Here is a 21729-nt window from a genome sequence, read left to right as displayed (position 1 = left end):
GGCTACTGTGCATGGGGTTGTTTTCGCGTTTTTTGCTGGAGAGACCCCACCGCCGACTCTGCTGGCGATGGACGTGCTGCTAGCCCGCCTTGGCGACGCGGCCGTCCGCTGCGCCCGAGCGCAGGTTCTGGAAGAACTTCTCCACCTCGCGCGACAGCGTCTCCGCCGTCTCGGTCACGCTGCTCGCAGCCGTCAGCACCGAGGAGGCTGCAGTGTCGGTCTCGCCGATGGCGTCGCGGAGCGAGCTGATGTTGGCGACGAGGGTCTCGTTGCCTTGGGCCGCCGATTGCGCGTTGGACGAGATCTCGCGCGTGGCGGCGTCCTGCTGGCCGATGGCGCCGGCGATCGCCGAGGTGACGTCGTTGATCTCGCGCACTGCGCCGCCGATCTCGCGGACGGCGTCGACCGCGTTGCGGGTGGAGGACTGGATCATCGAGACGTTTTCGCTGATGTCGGCCGTGGCCTTCGCGGTCTGCCCCGCGAGCGCCTTGACTTCATGCGCGACGACGGCAAAGCCGCGGCCGGCATCGCCCGCGCGCGCGGCCTCGATGGTGGCATTGAGCGCGAGCAGATTGGTCTGCTCGGCGATCGCCTGGATCAGGCTGAGCACGCCGTCGATGCGTTGCGTGGCGGCCGCCAGGCTCTCGATGTCGGCGATCGATTTCTCGGTGCGCTGGCCGGTCTGCTCGACCGCGCTGGCGGATTGCCGCACCTGCCGGCCGATCTCCACCACCGACGCAGACAGCTCCTCGGCCGCGCCTGCCACCGCCGTGACGTTGTGCGAAGCCTGTTCGGTGGCGTTCGCCGCCGTGCCGGCGCGGCTGCTCGCGTCCGCGGTGACGCGGGTGATGGTCTGCGCCGTCTCGCGCATGACCGAGGCGTTGTCGCTGAGGCCGCGCATGATCGCGCCGATCGCCTCGCGAAACGCGTCGACGGATTGTTCGATGTGGCGGGCGCGCTCCTCGCGCGCGGCGGAGTCCTGCGAGACCTGCGAGGCGAGGTTGCGGTTGCGCGCCATCGCGTCCTGGAAGATCTGGATCGCGCGTGCCAGTGCGCCGATCTCGTCGGCCCGGTCAGAGTGGGGCACCACGACGTTCTCGGCGCCGTCAGCGACCTGCTTGATGGTCGCGGTGATGGCGGAGAGGGGGCGTGCGATCGAGCGGGCGATGATGACGATGCCGATCACGACGAGGGCGAGCGCCACGCCGGCGAGGCAGGTCAGGACCAAGGACAGGGTGCGATTGGTCTCGGTCTCGTGCGCGATTTGCCTTGCACGCTCGGCATAGACCTTGGACAGCGCCTCGAGATCCTTGTTCAGCGCCGAGCGCACGGCGCGGTTGGCGTCGTTGTCGCCCCATTCGCGGCCCGCGGCCGCATTGATCTCGACGCCGCGGCGCACCAGCTCCTTGCGAAACTCGACGAACTGCTCGATGCGCTTCTTGAACGTGGCGAACTGCTCGGCATCGTCAGCCTTGACGATGGTCTCCCAGCGCTTCACGACGTCAAGGATCTGGGCGTTGAACTTGAGCAGGCCCTCGCCGTACTTCTTCACCACGGCCGGTTCAGTCGACATGTAGACGCCGCGCGATTCCATCACGACCGCATAGACCAGCGAGTTGACCCGCTCGACGTTCAGCGCGGCGGCGTTCGCGGTCTCGATCGCGGTGGTCAGCTCGGCGCCGCGGCGGCTGTTGTAGTCGGACAGCATCGCGATCGCCGCCGTGAGAATCGCGAACAGCGCGAAGATGGCGTAGAGCTTGTTGGCAAGCGTGAAGCGGCCGGCGAGGCCGGTGGCATTCCCAGGTCGGTCAGTTGTCATGGTTTTCAGAGGCCCGAATGGCCGGGAGCGGCCGGAGAGCGCGGTCGTGCAAATTATTGCAAAACTATGCAGAATGAAGATGGACGCGGCGTTAACGCCGGGTTTGGCGCCCTTCGCCCTCGGTCGAAGGAAAGGTAGATATTTCAGCGTCTTGATCTGAAGGTATAGTCTTGGGATCGTGCTGGACTCGGTCACTGGCCGACGAACCCCGGAGAGACCCTTGGTCTACCGCCACACCATCGACGCCACGACCTACACGTTCCCGGATTTGCGCGACCTGCTCGCCAAGGCGACGCCGCCGCGCTCCGGCGACCGCCTGGCCGGGATCGCCGCCGCCAGTGCCGAACAGATGATCGCGGCGCGGATGGCGCTGGCCGACGTCCCGCTCGGGCAGTTCTTGCAGGAAGCCGTCATCCCCTATGAGACCGACGAGGTCACCCGCCTCGTCATCGACAGCCACGACGCCAAGGCCTTCGCGCCGGTGGCTTCGCTGACGGTCGGCGCCTTTCGCGACTGGCTGCTATCGGACGCCGCGACACCCGAAGTCTTGCGCAAGCTGGCCGGCGGCATCACCCCGGAGATGGCCGCCGCGGTCTCGAAGCTGATGCGCAACCAGGATCTGATCCTGGCGGCGCGGAAATGCGAGATCACCACCGCTTTCCGCAACACCATCGGCCTGAAGGGTCGGATGAGCACCCGGCTGCAGCCCAACCATCCCTTCGACGACGCCAGGGGCATCACCGCCTCCATCCTCGACGGCATCCTGCTCGGCGCCGGCGATGCCTGCATCGGCATCAACCCGGCGAGCGACGACCCGGCCGTGATCGGCCAATTGCTGCGGCTGCTCGACGAGGTCATCGCGCGGCTGAAGATCCCGACACAGGGCTGCGTGCTGACCCATGTCACCACGACGCTGTCGCTGATCGGGCAGGGGGCGCCGGTCGACCTCGTGTTCCAGTCGGTCGCCGGCACTGAGGCTGCCAACCGCAGTTTTGGTATCGACCTCGCGCTTCTCAAGGAGGCGCAAGAGGCCGGGTTGTCGCAGAGGCGCGGTACGGTTGGGCAGAACGTGATGTATTTCGAGACCGGGCAAGGCTCGGCGCTATCGGCCAACGCCCATCACGGCGTCGACCAGCAGACCTGCGAGGCGCGCGCCTATGCGGTGGCCCGCGCCTTTGCGCCCCTCCTGGTCAACAGCGTGGTCGGCTTCATCGGCCCGGAATATCTCTACGACGGCAAGGAAATCATCCGGGCCGGGCTGGAGGATCACTTTTGCGGCAAGCTGCTCGGCCTGCCGCTCGGCATCGACATTTGCTACACCAACCACGCCGAGGCGGACCAGGACGACATGGACAATCTGCTGACGTTGCTCGCTGCCGCCGGCGTCACCTTCATCATGGGTGTCCCCGGCGCCGATGACGTCATGCTGAACTATCAGTCCACGTCTTTTCACGACGCGCTCTATGTCCGCGACGTCTTCGGACTGCGCCGCGCGCCGGAATTCGACGATTGGCTGGTGCGGTCCGGCATTGCGGGCGCCGATTTCCGTCTTGCCGGCGATGCAGGCCTGCTGCCCGATTTTGCCTCCCGGCTGATCGCGTGACGCGGCGGAAGCACCCGGCGGCCCGAGGAAACCATTGGTGCCCTAAGGAATTATGCTCATGCCACAATATTGAGAAATTCCGGCGGCAGCATTACGCTATGTGGCTGTCTGGCAATTTCCGCAGCTAAGTCGAGCGTGGCGGGGGAGCTTTGATGCGAGCTGAAAGTAACGGGACGTCCCGGCGGATTCTCTGCGTGTTTCCGCGATACACATCGTCGTTCGGGACGTTCGAGCATTCCTACCCCCTGACCGATGGCGTCCGCGCCTTCATGCCGCCGCAGGGACTTTTGCTGCTCGCCGCCTATCTGCCCAGGGAATGGCAGGTCAAATTCGTCGACGAGAACCTGCGCCGTACGACGAAGGAGGAGTTCGAATGGGCGGAGGTGGTCTTCGTCAGCGGCATGCACATCCAGCGCCAGCAGATGAACGACATCTGCCGCCGCGCCCATGAGTTCGACCTGCCGGTCGCGCTTGGCGGTCCCTCCGTCAGCGCCTGCCCGGATTACTATCCGTCGTTCGACTATCTCCATGTCGGTGAGCTCGGCGACGCCACCAATCAGCTGCTCGAAATACTGTCGCGCGACATCTCGCGTCCCGAGACCCAGGTGGTTCTGACCACCAAAGACCGCGTGCCGATGACGGAGTTTCCGATCCCGGCCTACGAGCTCGCCGACGTGAAGAAATACTTCCTCGGCAGCATCCAGTATTCCAGCGGCTGTCCGTATCAGTGCGAGTTCTGCGACATCCCCGGGCTGTACGGCCGCAATCCGCGCATCAAATCGCCGGAGCAGATCATCGCCGAACTCGACCGCCTGCGCGAATGCGGCATGACCGACACGGTCTATTTCGTCGACGACAATTTCATCGGCAACCGCAAGGCGGCGCTGGACCTCTTGCCGCATCTGATCGAATGGCAGAAGAGGACCGGCTATATGGTGCGGCTCGCCTGCGAGGCGACGCTCAACATCGCCAAGCGGCCGGAAATCCTCGAGAAGATGCGCGAGGCCTATTTCGTCACCATCTTCTGCGGCATCGAGACGCCCGATCCCGATGCGCTGAAGGCGATGCACAAGGACCACAACATGATGGTCCCGATCCTCGAGGGCGTGCAAACCATCAACTCCTACGGCATGGAGGTCGTGTCCGGCATCATCATGGGGCTCGACACCGACAAGCCCAACACTTCGGAGGCGCTGCTCGCCTTCGTCGAGGACTCCCGGATTCCGCTGCTCACGATCAACCTGCTTCAGGCGCTGCCGAAGACGCCGCTATGGGACCGTCTGGAGCGCGAGGGACGCCTGGTCGAGGACGACGGCCGCGATTCCAATGTCAACTTCCTGTTGCCCTACGACGACGTCGTCGCATCCTGGAAACACGCCATGGCCGTCGCCTACGAGCCCGAGAAGGTCTACGCGCGCTTCCAGTATCAATGCGACCACGTTTACGTGCATCGCCTGAAGATGCGGACGCCGGACGAGATGAAGACCTGGCCCAACATCAGGCGCGGCCTCGTCATGCTGCGAAACATCTTCTGGAAGGTCGGCGTGCTCGGCGACTACAAGCGCGTGTTCTGGAAGTTCGCGCTGGGCCGCATCAAGCGCGGCGACCTCGAAGGTCTGATCGGCTGCACTCTGATCGCGCACCATCTCATCACCTTTGCGCGGGCGGCCTCGACCGGCCAGCAGAACGCCTCGAACTATTCGATCCGGCTACGCGAGGCCTCCGTCCCCGCCGAATGACACAACATGTCTGATCCGGCCATCCCGCGTCGTCCGACCCTCGATCTGCGGTCGCTTACGCCCGCGCGCGTCGCGCTCGGGCGCAGCGGCGCGAGCCTGCCGACGCGGGCACTGCTCGATTTCACGCTGGACCATGCCCGCGCCCGCGATGCCGTACATGCCGTGTTCGATGCGCCGCGGCTGGTCGCGGATCTCCGCGCGCTCGGCCTCGTCGTCACCGAGGCGAACAGCCGGGCGGTCGACCGCAGGGACTATTTGCGGCGGCCCGATCTGGGCAGACTGCTGGATGCCGGATCAGTCGAGGCTCTGGCGCGGAGCGCCTCGGAGCCGTGCCAACTCGCGGTCGTGATTGGCGATGGGCTGTCGGCTGCGGCGGTCCACGCCCATGCGGCCGCGCTGGTGATGCGCCTGCTGCCGTTGCTCGCAGCCGGCGATGGTGTCGCGATCGGCCATGTCGTGGTCGCCTCAGGCGCGCGTGTCGCGCTCGGCGACGAGATCGGCGCCATTCTCGGCGCGCGCATGGTCGTGACGCTGATCGGCGAGCGGCCGGGCCTGTCGGCGCCCGACAGTCTCGGCGCCTATCTGACTTTCGCCCCGAAGCCGGGCCGCACCGATGCCGAGCGCAATTGCGTGTCGAACATCCACAAGGCCGGGTTGAGCTATGACGAGGCTGCTTTCAAGATCGCCTGGCTGGTCCGCGAGGGGCTCGCGCGGGAAGTGAGCGGTGTGGCGCTGAAGGACGAGAGCGCGGACCGCGCGCCGCGTCGAATTGGCACGGCTTTGCCCGAATGAAGGGCATTAAGGCAAAATCGCCACATCTTGATCGATTCGGCCACACTCCGCCTGCTTGCGAGAAGGGCGATTGACCTGCTAAACCCCTCGCGGCGATTTTCTGCGCATTTTCAAAGGGCAAGCCTCCCATTGGTATGGCATTTTCAAGCCGTTCGCGGGGCGCGACAAGCTCACAGACCCGAGCCGATTTAGGAACTGGACAAGGCATGCTCGAAAAGCACAGCGAGAGTGAGGTTCATGTCGACAAGGTCGAGCAGGGACCTGCGTCCTCGATCGCCTTCGGGCTGGAGCGCATCGGGCTGTTCGCCGTCCGGGCGCCCATCGTCTCCTGCATCGTCCTGCTCGTCCTGATCGTCGGCGCCGTGTTCGGCATCCATCGGATCAAGATCGACGATTCGCTGTCGCAGCTGTTCCGGTCCAACACGCCGGAATTCCGCCAGTACGAAGCGGTGACCAAGAAGTTCCCGGCCGAAGAATTCGACGTCCTCGTCGTAGTCGAGGGCAAGACCCTGCTGGCGCGGAACAACCTCGAGAAGCTGCGCGACTTCGTCACCGACATGCAGCTGGTGGAGGGTACGCGCGGACTGGTCTCGCTGTTCTCCGCGCGTCAGGCGCCGGCGCCGGGCAAGCTTCCCGCAGCCTTGTTCCCGCCCGAGCTGCCCGAGGGCGCGGCCTATGACAAGTTCATCGAGGGCGTCAAAGCCAACGAGATCATCCGCGGCAAGCTGTTGTCCGAGGACGGCACGCTGGCGCTGATCGTGCTTTCGCTCGATCCGGAGGTGGTCGCCTCCAACAAGCTGACCAAGACCGTCGCCGACATCCGCGCGCTGATGAAGGAAGACCTCGGCGACACCGGCCTCAACGTGCAGCTTTCCGGCGTGCCGGTGATGCAGCTCGAGATCCGCAACGCGGTCGAGCGCGACGGGCTCACCTACAACATCCTCGGCATTCTCGCCGGCTGTGTCATCGCCATCATCTTCTTCCGCAAGATCTCGTTCATGGTGGCGGCGGCGTTCCCGCCGATGATTGCGATCCTGCTGGCGCTCGGCGCGCTCGGCTGGGCCAATTTCAACCTCAACATGTTCCTGAACGTGATGACGCCGCTCATCATGGTCATCAGCTTCTCGGACTCGATGCAGCTCACCTTCGCCGCGCGCGACCGGCTGATCGCGGGCCAGGACAAGTTCACCGCGTTCAAGAACGCGGTGCTGGTGGTGGGACCGGCCTGCGTGCTGACGCACGGCACCGCCGGCATTTCCTTCATCGCGCTCCAGTTCTCCGACTCCGATCTGATCCGCAAGTTTGGCGAGGCGGGTCTCGCCGCCACCATCATCGCGCTGGTCGCGGTGTTGTCGCTGGTGCCGGTGTTCGGCGTGCTGCTGGTGCGCAACGAGAAGGTCTTTGCGACCAAGTTCCAGAGCGCGGATGCCGGCGTGCAGGCGCTGCGTAATTTCTGCTACTGGATCGCGGTGCGCATGGTGGGCCGTCCTGGCCTGTTCAGCCTGATCGCGGTGGTGTTCGTGGCGGGCCTCGGCGTCATCTACGCAAATCTGGAGCCGCGCTACCGGCTCGCCGACCAGGTGCCGGACAAGCGCCAGGCGGTCGCCGCCAGCGACCGGCTCGACGCCAAGCTCACCGGCGCCAACCCGGTCAACGTTCTGATCCAGTTCCCCAAGGGTGAATCGCTCTATTCGCCGGAGACGCTGCAGACCATCGCGGATGTGCACGCGAGGGTGGAGAAGGCAGCCGGTGTCGGCAATGTCTGGTCGGTCGAGACCCTGCGCCGCTGGCTCGCGGACAAGGCCGGCAGCGCCGACGTCGCGACCCTGAAGGAATATGTCAGCGTCATTCCGGAGCATCTGGTGCGCCGGTTCATCGATGCCGAGCAGGACGCCGTCGTGGTCGCAGGTCGCGTGCCGGACAAGGATTCCAGCCAGCTCCTTCCGATCGTCGACAAGCTCGATACCGAGCTCGACGCCGTGCGCAAGAAGCATCCCGGCTATGAAGTGGCGGTCACGGGTCTTGCCGCGATTGCCGCGCGCAACTCGGCCGGCATGATCGAGAAGCTCAACCGTGGGCTGACCGTCGAATTCGCGCTGGTCGCGATCTTCATCGGCCTGGCCTTCCGTTCCTGGGTGGTGATGTTCGCCTGCATCCTGCCGGGCATCTTCCCCGTTGTGATGTCGGGAACGGTGCTGTGGGCGATGGGTGAGGGACTGCAATTCGCCAGCGTCGTGGCTCTGACCGTTTCGTTCGGCCTCGGCTTAAGCGCCACCATCCATTTCCTCAACCGCCTCAGGCTCGAGAGCAAGCCGGGCGTCGGCTCGGCGCTCGCGGTGGAGCGCGCCACCGTGCTGGTCGGCCCGGCCTTGATCCTGACCACGCTGGTGCTGGCCTGCGGTCTCGTCGTCACGGTGTTCTCCGACCTGCCGTCGCTACGGCTGTTCGGCTGGCTCAGCGCCTTCTCGATGGTGATGGCGCTCGTCGCCGACCTCTTCATCCTGCGGCCGACGGCGATGTGGTTGATCAATCTGCACGCCAAGCTTCAGGGCGACAAGCCGGCGATCTGAACGGCTTCGTTCATCAGACACTCGAATCGGCGCGGTCCGGGCGATTGCGCCGCGTCTCCCGAAAACAACAAAGCCCCGGTTCGCGAGAACCGGGGCTTGTTGCTTTCGAAGCGGTAAGAGCCGTCAGCCCTTCGTCATCGTGATGTTGACGCCGCGAATCTCGCCCTTGGATGAGATCTGCACCGTTTGCTTGGTGCCGTTGGTGCGCAGCGACAAATTGGCGGCAAAGCCGTTGGCCTCGACGAACACCTCGATCTGGCCGCCACCGGCGGTGCCTTGCAGATTGCCGAAGATGTTGCGGTTGGTCTCGCTCCAATTGCCGGAGATCCGCTCGCCCTGGCTGGTCACGTCGCTGGTGAGGTCGAACTTGTAGCTGTCGGACGCGCAGTGCAACGCCTGCTTGAGGCTGAGACCGGTGCCGGCAACTTTGTAGTCGGCCTTGCAACGGATGCGCTCGGTGGAGCCGTCGGACAGCGACACCGTACCCGTGCCGGTCCATGCGCCCTCGAAACCTGCAAACGGTCCGGACGACTGAGCCTGACTTGCCGAAACTGAGAACAGCAGCACAGCGCCGATGCCGGCCGCCTTGATTGCCAGTTCAGATCGCCCAAAAAAATTCATCTTCAAAATATCCCGTTTTGGAACGACGTCCGCTTGTCACCAAGGACGTCTCGCCACATCGAAGGTTTAGTGTTCCGAGCCTGTGTCAGGTTCAATGGCCGGCCGCCCACATGTCGGCATCGCGAAGCGCACTTGCCATGATCGGCCTCCGGATTCTCTGCGTTTCGGCATGTTTCTGGGGCCCATGGCGGGATGTAGAGATGCAGCTCTGCAACAGGTGCGCAGCAAAACGCGGCGTACCCGAATTATGACGTAGTATCAGTCTCTTACATTTGTCACAGAAGGCGCAGGGAAGACCTGATCTGGTGGACGTGGCGCCAATTTGGCCGCATTTGCCAGTGCTTGTGCCTTCTCCGAGGCCGCTACTCCCGCGGCGACTTGCCATCAGAACAATCCGTTCCGGTCGTCGCCCTGTGCTGTCCGGGATTGGTGCGATTCTGCCGTCAGAATGAAGGAATACAATGCGTAAGCTTCTCGTCGCTCTCACCTTGCTGTCGGCCTCCCTCTCGACCGCAGCGTTCGCCCAGCAAGGGCGCGGCACGGACGCCGAGCAGAAGGCCTGCTCGCGCGATGTGCAGAAGCTCTGCCGTCCGGTCATCGACCAGGGCGATTTCACCATCCTGGCCTGCCTCAAGGAGAACCGGGCCAAGATTTCGCAGGCCTGCGACCAGGTCCTGAAGAACCACAACCAGTAAGCTCGGCCACTGGCCCACAAAAGGCGGCCTCCGGGGCCGCCTTTTCGGGCCTGATCCGCAAAGGGCAGCCATCGAGAGACAGGATTGGTTTTGCGGCCGTATTCCCCTATATGGGGGCCGCGGCGGCATCGCCCGCACGGGCTAGCGCGAGCGAAAAAGCCCTTCCTGTCCAAACGATTGTAGACCAGCCCTCGATGACCTCTGCGAGCGAATTGCGATCCGGCAAGGGTGAGCGCGACGAGAATTTTCCCGTCGCGTCCTGGATCATTCATCCGCGTCATCGCGCGCTGATCCTGGCGTATTACAATTTCGTTCGCACCGCCGACGACATCGCCGACCACGCCACGCTGCCGCCGGACGAGAAGCTCGCTTATCTCGACCTGCTCGAGGCGGAATTGCTCGGCAAAGGCGACACCCAGGCCGAGGCCGTCAGCCTGCGGCACGCACTGGCCGAACGCGGTATGGCGCCGCGCCACGCGCTCGACGTGCTCATCGCGTTCCGCATGGACGTGACCAAGTTGCGCTACGAGAATTGGGACGAGGTCATCCATTATTGCCGCTACTCGGCGATGCCGGTCGGCCGCTTCATGCTCGACGTCCATGGTGAGAGCACCTCGACCTGGGCCGCGTCCGATGCGCTCTGTGCAGCGCTGCAGATCAACAACCATCTCCAGGATTGCGGCAAGGATTTCCGCGAGCTCAACCGCGTCTATCTGCCGCGCGATGCGCTGGCCGCGAGTGGCGCCTCGGTCGAGCAGCTCGGAGAGGCGCAATCGCCACCGGCGATGCTGGCCTGCCTTCAGGCTCTCGCCGTGCGCAACGAAGCGCTGCTCGACGAGGGCAGGTCGCTAGCTGCGGAGATCAGGGATTTCCGCCTCGGCATCGAGGTCTCGGTGATCCAGGCTTATGCCGACCGCATCGTGCGCCTGTTGAAGGTGCGCGATCCCCTGCGCGAGCGCGTGCACCTGAACAAGCTCGAGCTCCTCACCTTCAGCCTCGCCGGCATGATCGGCGAAGTCGGCCGCCGCGCGGTCGGACGCAAGGCCATTTCAAGACCGGGGACTGCACATGACGCTTGAGGCGACCTCGCCCGGCGCCAATTATGGCTCGACCGCATCCGGCAGTTCGTTCTACGCCGCGATGCGCATCCTGCCGCACGACCAGCGCGAAGCGATGTTCCAGATCTACAGCTTCTGCCGCCAGGTCGACGACATCGCCGATTCCGACGGACCGCGCGACGAGCGGCTCGCCGCCCTTCAGGCGTGGCGCAACGACATCGATGCGCTCTACCAGGGCAATCCGCCGCCACGGCTGAAGGACTACGTCGCCTCGGTGAAGACCTTCGGCCTCAAGCGCGAGGATTTCCTCGCGATCGTCGACGGCATGGAGATGGACGTGCCGCAGGACATCCGCGCGCCCGACATGGCGACGCTGGATCTCTACTGCGATCGCGTCGCGAGTGCCGTGGGGCGGCTGTCGGTCCGCGTCTTCGGCCTGCCGGAAGAAGACGGCATCGAGCTCGCCCATCATCTCGGCCGCGCGCTCCAGCTCACCAACATCCTGCGCGACATCGACGAGGACGCGGGCCTCGGCCGGCTCTATCTACCGCGCGAAGCGCTGCTGCATGCCGGCATCACTTCCAACGATCCGGACCGCGTGATCGTCGAGCGCGCGCTGCCGAAGGTCTGCCTGCCGCTGGCGCAGCGCGCAAAGGTGTATTTCGAGAAGTCGGACGAGATCATGAACCGCAATCGGCGCCGCGCGGTGCGCGCGCCCCGGATGATGTCGAAATACTATCATGCCATTCTGGATCTTCTGATCGCGCGCGGGTTCAACGCGCCGCGTGAGCCGGTGCGTGTGTCGAAGATCACACGCATCGCCATCCTGCTCCGATACGCTCTCATCTGATGCAAAAAACAGCTCACATCATTGGCGCTGGAATTTCCGGCCTCTCCGCCGCCGTGCGGCTTGCCAATGCCGGCTTCAAGGTCGCCGTGCACGAGGCGACCCAGCAGGCCGGCGGCCGCTGCCGTTCTTATTTCGACGGCGCCACCAATCTCACTATCGACAACGGCAACCATCTGCTGCTGTCCGGCAACAGCCATGCGCGCGCCTACGCGCGCTCGATCGGCACTGAAGCGGGCCTCGTCGGTCCGGAGCGCGCGCAGTTTCCCTTTGTCGACCTCACGACCGGGCAGCGCTGGCAGATTGACCTCGGCGACGGCCGGCTCCCGACCTGGGTGCTCGACGAGAGCCGCCGCGTCCCCGACACCGGGTTGACCGATTACCTGAAGCTGGCGCCGCTGATCTGGGCATCGGAAGAGACGCTGGTCGGCAAGTCCATTCCCTGCGAGGGCGTGCTCTATCAGCGCCTGGTGCAGCCGCTGCTGCTGGCGGCGCTCAACGTCGATCCACCCGAAGGCTCGGCGGGGCTGGCCGGCGCGATCGTGCGCGAGACGCTGCTCGCCGGCGGGCAGGCCTGCCGTCCCCTGATCGCGCGCGACGGGCTCAGCGCGGTGCTGATCGAGCCTGCCGTGACGTTCCTGCAGGAGCGCGGGCACAGCGTTCAGCTCGGCCATGAGCTGCGCTCGTTTGCGACCCATGACGGCAAGGTCGGCGCGCTGAATTTCGGCGGCGAAGATGTGATCCAAATCGGCGAGGGCGACGTCGTCGTGATGGCGGTACCGCCGCGCGCTGCCTCCAACCTGCTGCCGGGCCTGAAGACGCCGACCGAATTCCGCGCCATCGTGAATGCGCATTTCCGCGTTGAGCCGCCAGCGGGATCGGCTCCGATCCTCGGCGTGATCGGCGGCGTCGTGGAATGGCTGTTTGCGTTCCCGAACCGGCTGTCCGTCACCATCAGCAACGGCGACCGTCTGGTCGAGATGCCGCGCGAGGAACTCGCGCAGGCGATCTGGAACGACGTGTGCAAGGCGGGCGGTGTGTCCGGCGAGCTGCCCCCTTGGCAGATCGTGCGCGAGCGCCGTGCCACATTCGCGGCGACGCCGGCGCAGAATGCCCTGCGTCCAGGGCCGGTCACTGCGCTGAAAAACCTGTTTCTTGCAGGCGATTGGACTGCTACGGGATTGCCTGCAACCATCGAGGGATCGGTCCGATCCGGTGATCGCGCCGCCGATCTGGTTCTGGCCGCCAAGGGATAGTGACAGGCGGCCCTGACGGGTATTTGTCCCGGTCAATTTCGGCCAATTCAATCGACTATCGGAGCAATCGAGCGAGATGGATTCCGTGAACGCGACCAGCCGCGAAGCCCAAGAATTCGGGAACTTGGCATCGAGCATTGCGTCGGCCACCGAAGGCGTCCTCGGCTTCCAGCAATCCGACGGGCATTGGGTGTTCGAGCTCGAGGCCGATTGCACGATTCCGGCCGAATACGTGCTGCTGCGCCATTATCTCGCCGAGCCGGTCGATGCCGTGCTCGAAGCCAAGATCGCCAATTATCTTCGCCGCGTTCAGGGCGTCCATGGCGGCTGGCCGCTGGTGCATGATGGCGAGTTCGACATGAGCGCCAGCGTGAAGGCGTATTTCGCGTTGAAGATGATCGGGGATTCCATCGACGCGCCGCACATGGTGCGTGCACGCGAGGCGATCCATTCCCGCGGCGGCGCCATTCACAGCAACGTCTTCACGCGCTTCATGCTTGCGATGTTTGGCGTCGTGACCTGGCGCGCGGTACCGGTGCTGCCGATCGAGATCGTGCTGCTGCCGTTCTGGTCGCCGTTCCACATCAACAAGATCTCCTACTGGGCACGCACCACCATGGTGCCGCTGATGGTCATCGCCGCGCTGAAGCCACGGGCGAAGAATCCCAAGGGTGTCGGCATCGACGAGCTGTTCCTGCAGGATCCGCGCTCGATTGGCATGACGGCCAAGGCGCCGCACCAGAGCATGGCCTGGTTCGTGCTGTTCCGCGCGCTCGACGGCATTTTGCGCGTGGTCGAGCCGATGTTTCCCAAGAGCCTGCGCAAGCGCGCGATCGATGCCGCGCTCGCCTTCACCGAGGAGCGGTTGAACGGCGAGGACGGCATGGGCGCGATCTATCCGCCGATGGCCAACATCGTCATGATGTACGACGCGCTCGGCAAGGATGAGACCTATCCGCCGCGCGCGATCACGCGCCGGGGTATCGACAAGCTGCTCGTGATCAAGGACGACGAGGCCTATTGCCAGCCCTGCGTCTCGCCGGTGTGGGACACGACGCTGACCGCCCACGCGCTGCTCGAAGCCGGCTGTGACAGAGCGGTGCCCGCGGCCAAGCAGGGTCTCGACTGGCTGATCCCGAAGCAGGAGCTCGAGGTGAAGGGCGACTGGGCGGTGAAGCGGCCCGACGTGCGCCCGGGCGGCTGGGCCTTCCAGTACAACAATGCCCATTATCCCGATCTCGACGACACCGCGGTGGTGGTGATGTCGATGGACCGGATGCGCCGGGAGCACGGTGCGACCGGCTATGACGCCGCGATCGACCGTGCCCGGGAGTGGATCGAGGGCATGCAGAGCGACGACGGCGGCTGGGCCGCCTTCGACGTCAACAACCTCGAATATTATCTGAACAACATCCCGTTCTCCGACCATGGCGCGCTGCTCGACCCGCCGACCGAGGACGTCACCGCGCGCTGCATCTCGATGCTGGCCCAGCTCGGCGAGACCCCGAAGACCAGCAAGCATGTCGCCGAGGGCGTCGCCTACCTGCGGAAGACCCAGCACCCCGAAGGGTCCTGGTACGGCCGCTGGGGCATGAATTTCATCTATGGAACCTGGTCGGTGCTGTGCGCCCTCAACATGGCCGGCGTCCGCCATGACGACCCCATGATCCGGAAAGCCGCCGGCTGGCTGGCCTCGATCCAGAATCAGGACGGCGGCTGGGGCGAGGATGCCGTCAGCTACCGGCTGGACTACCGAGGCTGGGAAGCCGCCCCCTCGACCGCATCGCAAACGGCATGGGCCTTGCTTGCCTTGATGGCTGCTGGCGAGGTTGATCACCCGGCCGTCGCCCGCGGGGTGGAGTACCTGATTGCAACACAGAACGAAAAAGGACTGTGGGACGAACAGCGGTACACCGCCACAGGCTTTCCCCGTGTATTCTATCTACGGTACCATGGTTACCCGAAGTTCTTCCCGCTGTGGGCGTTGGCGCGGTATCGGAACTTGCGGAACACCAACAGCAGGGTGGTAGGGGTCGGAATGTGACTTTGGGGACGGGGGACTATCTTACCGCGGGTCAAACCGTTGATCCGAGGCCGATATTGATCGTGACTGGATTGGTTCAGGAGGCCCGCATCGCGGCCGGGCCCGGAATGGCGGTGATCTGTTCGTCGAGCAGCCCGACCCAGTTGCGGGCGCTGTTGACGGTGCTGGATCCCGAGACGATTCGCGGTGTGATCTCCTTTGGCGTGGCCGGCGGGCTCGACCCGACGCTGCGCTCCGGCGACGTCGTGCTGGCGACCGAGGTGCTCGCGGGCGACACGCGCTGGGCCGCTGGCCTCTCGCTCGGCGACGACCTGATCGACCGCCTGACGTCGGGCCGCCGCCGCGTGGTGCGCGGCAGCCTCGCCGGTGCCGAGGAAGTGGTCACGAGGCGCTCCTGCAAGGCGGCGCTGCATTCGGAGACCGGAGCTGCCGCCGTCGACATGGAAAGCCACATCGCGGCCGCCTACGCCGCCGAAGCCGGCTTGCCGTTCGCCGCGGTCCGCGTCATCAGCGATCCCGCCCATCGCGCGCTGCCGGCGCTCGCCCGCGCCGCCATCAAGCCGAACGGCCAGATCGACGTGCTGGCCGTGCTGCGCGGCATCGTGCGCAATCCGACCGCGCTGCATGGACTGGTCTCGACCGGCCTCGACTTCAACCGCGCGCTGCGCAGCTTGCGCGGTTGCCGCGACTATTTGATTGGTACCGAGCTCGTGGAGAGCGAGGCGCTGGTCTCTGAGGCAGCCTGAGCGGTTTCTGCGATCACTAAAAACAAAAGGCCCGGTCGCCATTGGCGATCGGGCCTTTTCTATTTCGGTGTGCGTAGCTCGGATGGAGCGGAGCGCAATCCGACGTCTTCAAAGCAGAGGGGCCGTCCCGGATTTCGCTTGCGCTCCATCCGGGCGGGCGTCGCGCTTACGCGGCGGTGGAAGCCTTCCGCGCCGCCTTCTCCTGCGCGGCGGCGGCCTCGTCCTTGCGGATCTCCGACAGGCGCTTCTGCACTTCCGCGGAGAAGATGTACTGCGCCGGGCGCTGCTTGCTCATGTCGATCTCCGGGGCCATCGGACCCGTGGTCCTGATCCCGCGCAGCGACACCCACATTGCCTTCAGCGGATTGTTGATGGCCGCGGTCGCCGCGGTCGGCTCGTAGCCGCAATGGGCCATACAGTCGGCGCACTTCTCGTACTTGCCGGTGCCGTAGGTCTCCCAGTCGGTGGTGTCCATCAGCTCCTTGAAGGTTTTTGCGTAGCCTTCACCGAGCAAATAGCAGGGCTTCTGCCAGCCGAAGATGTTGCGCGCGGGCATGCCCCAGGGCGTGCACTCGTATTCCTGGTTGCCGGCGAGGAAGTCCAGGAACAGGCCGGAATGCATGAAATTCCACTTCTTGCCCTTGCCCATCGCAAAGACGTCGCGGAACAGCTTCTTGGTCTTGGTGCGGTTGAGGAAGTGCTCCTGGTCGGGCGCCCGCTCATAGGCGTAGCCCGGAGACATCGAGACGCCGACGCCGAGCTCGACGGTGAGATCCAAGAACTTGGCGATCTCCTCGGCCGGATGGCCGTCGAAGATGGTGGCGTTGACGTTGACGGTGAAGCCGCGGGCCTTGGCCGCCTTGATCGCGGAGACGGCGCGGTCGAACACGCCCTTCTGCGACACCGCCTTGTCGTGGTGCTCCTTCAGACCGTCGAGGTGCACGGAGAAGAACAGGTAGGGCGAGGGCTCGAACAGATCGAGCTTCTTCTCGAGCAGCAGAGCGTTGGTGCAGAGCGAGACGAACTTCTTGCGCGCCACGAGGCCGCGCACGATCTCGCCGATCTCCTTGTGGATCAGCGGCTCGCCGCCGGGGATGGCGACCATCGGCGCGCCGCACTCGTCGGCCGCGTCCCAGCACTCCTGTGCGGTCATGCGGCGGTTGAGGATCGCATCCGGATAGTCGATCTTGCCGCAGCCGACGCAGGCGAGGTTGCAGCGGAACAGCGGCTCCAGCATCAGCACGAGCGGATAGCGCTTGCGGCCAAGCAGCTTCTGCTTGATCAAATAGCCGCCGATACGCATTTCCTTGAAGAAGGGGATAGCCATTACAAGTTTCTTTCTGGGCTTGAAATTCGGGTGGGTCAGCTCGCAGCCAGTTGGGCCGGAAGCCGGAATTCGATGTTTTCCTCGCGGCCCGGAAGCACCGAGACCTTGACCGGTCCGATCCGCCGCATCGCTTCGATCACGTCATCCACGAGTACCTCGGGCGCCGAAGCGCCGGCCGTGACACCGACGGTTCTGGCATCTTTCAACCACTCCGGATTGAGCGCGCTGCCGTCGGCAATCAGATAACTCGCGACACCGGCCTCAGTGCCGATTTCGCGGAGCCGGTTCGAATTCGAGCTATTGGCAGCGCCCACCACCAAGATCACGTCGACCAGCTTGCTCAAGTCCCTTACCGCAGATTGGCGGTTCTGTGTCGCATAGCAGATATCCCGGATATCCGGGCCTTGAATATCTGTAAAGCGGGCCTGCAGGGCCGAAATGATGTCCTTTGTGTCATCCACAGACAGGGTGGTCTGGGTGATGTAGGCCACTGGCGTATCCGCCGGCAGCTCAAGGGCCTTAACCTCTTCAACGCTTTGGACCAACAGTACGGGCGCGGGAACCTGGCCCATCGTACCTTCGACCTCGGGGTGGCCGGCATGGCCGATCAGGATCAGGGTGCGGCCCCTGGCGATGTAGCGCTTCCCCTGATTGTGAACTTTCGTGACCAGGGGGCAGGTGGCATTGAGCACCGGAAGGTCGCGCGCGGCCGCTTCTTCCTCGACGCTGCGGGCGACGCCATGAGCGCTGAAGACCGTCACAGCCTTCGGCGGCACCTCCGACAGTTCCTCGACGAAGATCGCGCCCTTGTTCTTCAGGCTCTCGACGACGTACTTATTGTGCACGATCTCATGGCGCACGTAGACGGGCGGGCCGTACTTCTCCAGCGCCCGTTCCACGATCTCGATCGCACGTACCACCCCCGCGCAAAAGCCGCGCGGTTGCGCCAGATAAACTTCCATTGGACGCCCATCACGCAAGTTGCACCAATCCGCTCTCAAGTTCAGGGGACACCCCGATACGAACCAATGAGTTGCAATATCCGCACCACCGGTTTCGCTCACGCGGTAGCCGCCCACCCCTGTCGGGGCCCCGTGCATGGAGGCGCAATACTTTGTGTCAAAAAATCGGCAGCAAGGAAAGGTGGAATGAACTTTGGTTCCTCTGGGATCACTTTTACGGTATTATAGTAGAGGGATGTTTGGTCAGAAAAGCGGTGATATCGGTGTTTGCGCCTTCGTCACTTTCCCGCCTCAACTCCCCGGCTATACCGACCGCCCCGCATGATTTCGCCATGGTCTTCCGCCGTTTACCTCGAACCTTCTGACGGCGATAACCACTCAAAACAGCAATAGGTTTCGGCCGGGAACTCCGTTAAACAGCGGGCGTTTCCGGCAAGCTGTTAACCGCAGAAAGAAAAGTAGTGCTGCAAAGCGTCGTCGTTGCCATCGTCAGGGCCTGCACCCGGTTTGCCTCCCTCGTCGTCATTCTCGGGCTCCTGCTGGCGGTGGGGGCGGGCTATTACACGTCCCGGCATTTCGCCATCAACACCGATATCAATTCGCTGATTGCCCAAAATCTGGACTGGCGCCAACGCGACCAGCAGTTCGATCGCGCCTTCGACCGCGATGCGACGATTACGGCGGTGGTCGAAGCCAAAACGCCGGAGATGGCGACCGCGGCCTCGGACGCGCTCTATGCCAAGCTGAAGGACAACAAGACAGACTTCCAGTCGGTGCAGCAGCTCGGCACCGGCGAGTTCTTCGAGAAGAATGGCCTGTTGTTCCTGCCGACAGAGGAAGTCGCAAAGGTCACCAGCCAGTTCGAATCCGCCGCGCCTCTGATCGAGATCATGGCAGGCGATCCCTCGATCCGCGGCCTGACCGGGGCGCTGGAAACGGGACTTGCCGGCGTCAAGCGCGGGCAGGTCAAGCTCGACAACACCGAGCGGCCCTTCAACCAGATCGCGCAAACGGTCGAGACCGTGCTCAACAAGGGCAATGCGACCTTCTCCTGGCGTGAGCTCGTCAGTGACGAGCCGCTGACGGATTCGGACAAGCGCGCCTTCATCGAGTTCAAACCGATCCTCGACTACAACGCGCTGGAGCCCGGTAAGGGCGCAACCGACGCGATCCGCAAGGCCGCAGCCGATCTGGACTTTGCCACCAAATACCAGGCGCGGGTCCGGCTGACCGGGCCGGTCCCGATCGCCAACGAGGAATACGCAACCGTCCAGGAAGGCGCCGTCGTCAACGGCATCGGCACGGTTCTCGTCGTGCTGCTCATCCTCTGGCTGGCGCTGCATTCGGCGAAGATCATCTTCGCCGTGTTCGTCAATCTCTTCGTCGGTCTTGCGCTGACAACCGCCGCCGGCCTGATGATGGTGGGTTCGCTCAATTTGCTGTCGATCGCGTTCGCCGTGCTGTTCGTCGGTCTCGGCGTCGATTTCGGCATTCAGTACAGCGTCCGCTATCGCTCCGAGCGCTACAAGCACAACGACCTTTCGGGCGCGCTGATCCTGGCTGCCAAGCGCTCGGCAATTCCGTTGTCGCTGGCGGCAATGGCGACCGCGGCCGGCTTCCTCTGCTTCATCCCCACCGACTACAAGGGTATTGCCGAACTCGGGCAGATCGCCGGCGTCGGCATGCTGGTCGCGTTCGTCACCAGCATCACCGTGCTGCCGGCGATGCTGAAGCTGTTGAACCCGCCCGGCGAGAAGGAGCCGGTCGGCTACGCCTTCCTGGCGCCGCTCGATCACTTCCTGGAGAAGCACCGGGTGCTGGTCGTCGGCGGTACGATGTTTCTGGCGGTCGCCGGCCTGCCGCTGCTCTATTACATGAAGTTCGACTTCAACCCGATGAACCTGCGCAACCCGAAGGCAGAGTCGATCGCGACCTTCCTCGATTTGCGCAAGGATCCCAACACTGGCGCCAATGCCATCAACGTGATGACCACGTCGGAAGAGCAGGCGAGGCAGGTGGAGGCGAAGCTGGAGAAGGTGCCGGAGGTGTTGCGCGTGATGTCGCTCAACAGCTTCGTTCCCGAAGACCAGGCGCCGAAGCTGAAGCTGATCGCGCAGGGCGCCAAGGTGCTGAACCCCGCGCTCAATCCCGACCAGATCGACGCCGCGCCCACGGACAAGGAAAACGTCGATGCGCTGAAATCCTCGGTCGACAATCTGCGCCGGACCGCAGGCGATGCGAAGGGCCCGGGTGCGGTCGCCTCGCGTCGGCTCGCTGACGCGCTGGAAAAGCTCGCCAATGGCGATGAAGCCACGCGGAACAAGGCGCAGGACGTGTTCGTCGCGCCGATGAAGATCGTGTTCGACCAGCTCCGGAACGCGATGCAAGCCGAGCCGGTTACCCTGAAGTCATTGCCGGCAGATCTCGTCAGCGCCTGGAAGAGCAAGGACGGCATCATCCGGGTCGAGGCGCTGCCGAAGGGCGATCCCAACGACAACGACACGCTGCGCAAATTTGCGGCGGCGGTGCTCGTTGCCGAGCCGACCGCGATCGGCGGTCCGGTCTCGATCCTGAAATCCGGCGACACCGTGGTGAAGGCGTTCATCCATGCGGGAATCTACGCGCTGCTGGTGATCGGCCTGCTGCTGTGGATCACGCTGCGCCGGTTCGTCGACGTGTTGATGACGCTGGTGCCGCTGCTGGTGGCCGGCGCGGTGACGCTCGAGATCTGCGTGCTGATCGGCTTGCCGCTCAACTTCGCCAATATCGTCGCGTTTCCGCTGCTGCTCGGCGTCGGCGTGGCCTTCAAGATCTACTATGTCGTGGCCTGGCGCTCGGGCAGGACAAACCTGCTCCAGACCAGCCTGACGCGCGCGATATTTTTCAGCGCGCTGACAACGGCGACCGCGTTCGGCAGCCTTTGGCTGTCGAGCCATCCCGGCACGTCCAGCATGGGCAAGCTGCTCGCGCTGTCGCTGGTGACGACGCTCGCCGCCGTGCTGCTGTTTCAGCCCGCCCTAATGGGCAAACCCCGCAATCTCAGGGAGTAGGCAGATGTCGCCGACCTGGTCGGCGGCGCCCTTCTGACCGGGTTTGGCACTGCCGGCGGCCTTCGGGGCTGCGGGCGCAGGCTGCGCCGCTGTAGTACCTGTCGTTCCCGGGGCTTTCGGTGCCGCGCCGGCGGGCTTCGGCGCGCCCTTGGCCATGGCGTTGGCGGAGCTCAAGGGAATCGGGGGGCTGACCCGGGTCCAAGTCTCGCCACCGCACAGGAACCCCATCACGCAGCCCTTGATCTCGAGCTGGTCGGTGCCAACCGGCGTGATGGTCGCGCTGTAGAGCTGGCCGTCCTTGGCGTTGTAGACCTGACCTTCCCACTGCTCGGCGCCGGGCTTTTTCTTCATGTCGATCAGGGTCGCCATGCCTAGCGTGGGCCGGGTCTTTTTCGACGCGTCCGGATTGTTCTCGTCGCGGCCGCCGGGCTGTTTTTCCCAGGAAACCGCGCCCCACATGCTGCCATTGCATTGGGCGACACGAATGTTGGCAACGCCGTCGGCAACCCGCCAGTCGCCGGTCGGATCGGCGGCGAGCGCCGGGGCCAGGCAGGTGTAACCGCCAGCCAGTATTAGTCCGGTGTAAAGGGCTAAACGCAT

The 21729-nt window shown here is 64.4% G+C and carries 16 protein-coding genes; 11 read left to right on the top strand and 5 right to left on the bottom strand.

Annotated elements, in window-relative coordinates:
• Positions 1–79 precede the first annotated feature (79 nt).
• A complete protein-coding gene (locus AC0L30_RS08920) occupies positions 80–1819 on the bottom strand; it encodes a methyl-accepting chemotaxis protein (protein ID WP_473404138.1) in 1740 nt (579 codons plus the stop codon).
• Between the two features lie 220 nt (positions 1820–2039).
• On the opposite strand from AC0L30_RS08920, the gene AC0L30_RS08915 reads away from it, so the two are divergent.
• The 4 genes from AC0L30_RS08915 to AC0L30_RS08900 all read left to right on the top strand — a co-directional run bounded on the left by AC0L30_RS08915 (position 2040) and on the right by AC0L30_RS08900 (position 8523).
• Positions 2040–3422: an ethanolamine ammonia-lyase subunit EutB gene (locus AC0L30_RS08915; RefSeq protein WP_473404137.1), complete on the top strand. Its 1383-nt coding sequence runs from the start codon at positions 2040–2042 to the stop codon at positions 3420–3422.
• A 152-nt stretch (positions 3423–3574) separates the two neighbouring features.
• On the top strand, positions 3575–5161 hold the full coding sequence (locus AC0L30_RS08910; protein ID WP_473404136.1) for a B12-binding domain-containing radical SAM protein: 1587 nt from the start codon (positions 3575–3577) through the stop codon (positions 5159–5161).
• A 6-nt stretch (positions 5162–5167) separates the two neighbouring features.
• Positions 5168–5953 carry an ethanolamine ammonia-lyase subunit EutC gene (gene eutC, locus AC0L30_RS08905; RefSeq protein ID WP_007593630.1) on the top strand — a complete coding sequence of 262 codons (786 nt, stop codon included), beginning with the start codon at positions 5168–5170 and terminating at the stop codon, positions 5951–5953.
• Between the two features lie 206 nt (positions 5954–6159).
• Positions 6160–8523: an efflux RND transporter permease subunit gene (locus AC0L30_RS08900; protein ID WP_473404135.1), complete on the top strand. Its 2364-nt coding sequence runs from the start codon at positions 6160–6162 to the stop codon at positions 8521–8523.
• 123 nt (positions 8524–8646) lie between these two features.
• Here the strand turns inward: AC0L30_RS08900 and AC0L30_RS08895 are convergent, their stop codons facing one another.
• Positions 8647–9144, bottom strand: coding sequence for a hypothetical protein (locus AC0L30_RS08895; RefSeq protein WP_219684806.1), 498 nt, complete (start codon positions 9142–9144; stop codon positions 8647–8649).
• A 461-nt stretch (positions 9145–9605) separates the two neighbouring features.
• On the opposite strand from AC0L30_RS08895, the gene AC0L30_RS08890 reads away from it, so the two are divergent.
• The 6 genes from AC0L30_RS08890 to AC0L30_RS08865 all read left to right on the top strand — a co-directional run bounded on the left by AC0L30_RS08890 (position 9606) and on the right by AC0L30_RS08865 (position 15790).
• A complete protein-coding gene (locus AC0L30_RS08890) occupies positions 9606–9839 on the top strand; it encodes a hypothetical protein (protein WP_007593627.1) in 234 nt (77 codons plus the stop codon).
• A gap of 194 nt (positions 9840–10033) precedes the next feature.
• Complete coding sequence (hpnC, locus tag AC0L30_RS08885; RefSeq protein WP_007593626.1) at positions 10034–10918, top strand: squalene synthase HpnC; 885 nt, start codon at positions 10034–10036, stop codon at positions 10916–10918.
• Positions 10908–11747 carry a presqualene diphosphate synthase HpnD gene (gene hpnD / locus AC0L30_RS08880; protein ID WP_007593625.1) on the top strand — a complete coding sequence of 280 codons (840 nt, stop codon included), beginning with the start codon at positions 10908–10910 and terminating at the stop codon, positions 11745–11747. Before hpnC ends, hpnD begins: the two co-directional genes overlap by 11 nt.
• Complete coding sequence (gene hpnE / locus AC0L30_RS08875) at positions 11747–13000, top strand: hydroxysqualene dehydroxylase HpnE (protein ID WP_007593622.1); 1254 nt, start codon at positions 11747–11749, stop codon at positions 12998–13000. Before hpnD ends, hpnE begins: the two co-directional genes overlap by 1 nt.
• A 76-nt stretch (positions 13001–13076) precedes the next feature.
• Positions 13077–15044 carry a squalene--hopene cyclase gene (gene shc / locus AC0L30_RS08870; protein ID WP_473255486.1) on the top strand — a complete coding sequence of 656 codons (1968 nt, stop codon included), beginning with the start codon at positions 13077–13079 and terminating at the stop codon, positions 15042–15044.
• Positions 15041–15790, top strand: a complete 750-nt coding sequence (locus AC0L30_RS08865; RefSeq protein WP_007593620.1) for a phosphorylase — start codon at positions 15041–15043, stop codon at positions 15788–15790. The genes shc and AC0L30_RS08865 overlap by 4 nt, the downstream gene beginning before the upstream one ends.
• A 166-nt stretch (positions 15791–15956) precedes the next feature.
• Here the strand turns inward: AC0L30_RS08865 and hpnH are convergent, their stop codons facing one another.
• Together hpnH and ispH are read right to left on the bottom strand one after the other, a co-directional pair.
• The gene (gene hpnH, locus AC0L30_RS08860) at positions 15957–17117 is read right to left on the bottom strand and encodes an adenosyl-hopene transferase HpnH (RefSeq protein WP_007593619.1); all 1161 of its coding nucleotides are present in this window, start codon (positions 17115–17117) and stop codon (positions 15957–15959) included.
• A 35-nt stretch (positions 17118–17152) separates the two neighbouring features.
• Positions 17153–18079 carry a 4-hydroxy-3-methylbut-2-enyl diphosphate reductase gene (ispH, locus tag AC0L30_RS08855; protein ID WP_219684809.1) on the bottom strand — a complete coding sequence of 309 codons (927 nt, stop codon included), beginning with the start codon at positions 18077–18079 and terminating at the stop codon, positions 17153–17155.
• A 461-nt stretch (positions 18080–18540) separates the two neighbouring features.
• Here ispH and hpnN point away from each other — a divergent pair, with 461 nt between their 5' ends.
• Positions 18541–21129, top strand: a complete 2589-nt coding sequence (gene hpnN, locus AC0L30_RS08850) for a hopanoid transporter HpnN (protein ID WP_007593617.1) — start codon at positions 18541–18543, stop codon at positions 21127–21129.
• Here the strand turns inward: hpnN and AC0L30_RS08845 are convergent.
• The gene (locus AC0L30_RS08845; RefSeq protein WP_007593616.1) at positions 21097–21729 is read right to left on the bottom strand and encodes a DUF2147 domain-containing protein; all 633 of its coding nucleotides are present in this window, start codon (positions 21727–21729) and stop codon (positions 21097–21099) included. The genes hpnN and AC0L30_RS08845 overlap by 33 nt on opposite strands.

This window comes from Bradyrhizobium sp. MI1.11 (assembly GCF_055811255.1).
The sequence above is the reverse complement of the archived record's forward strand: the minus strand, read 5'-3'. Positions and strand labels throughout refer to the sequence as shown.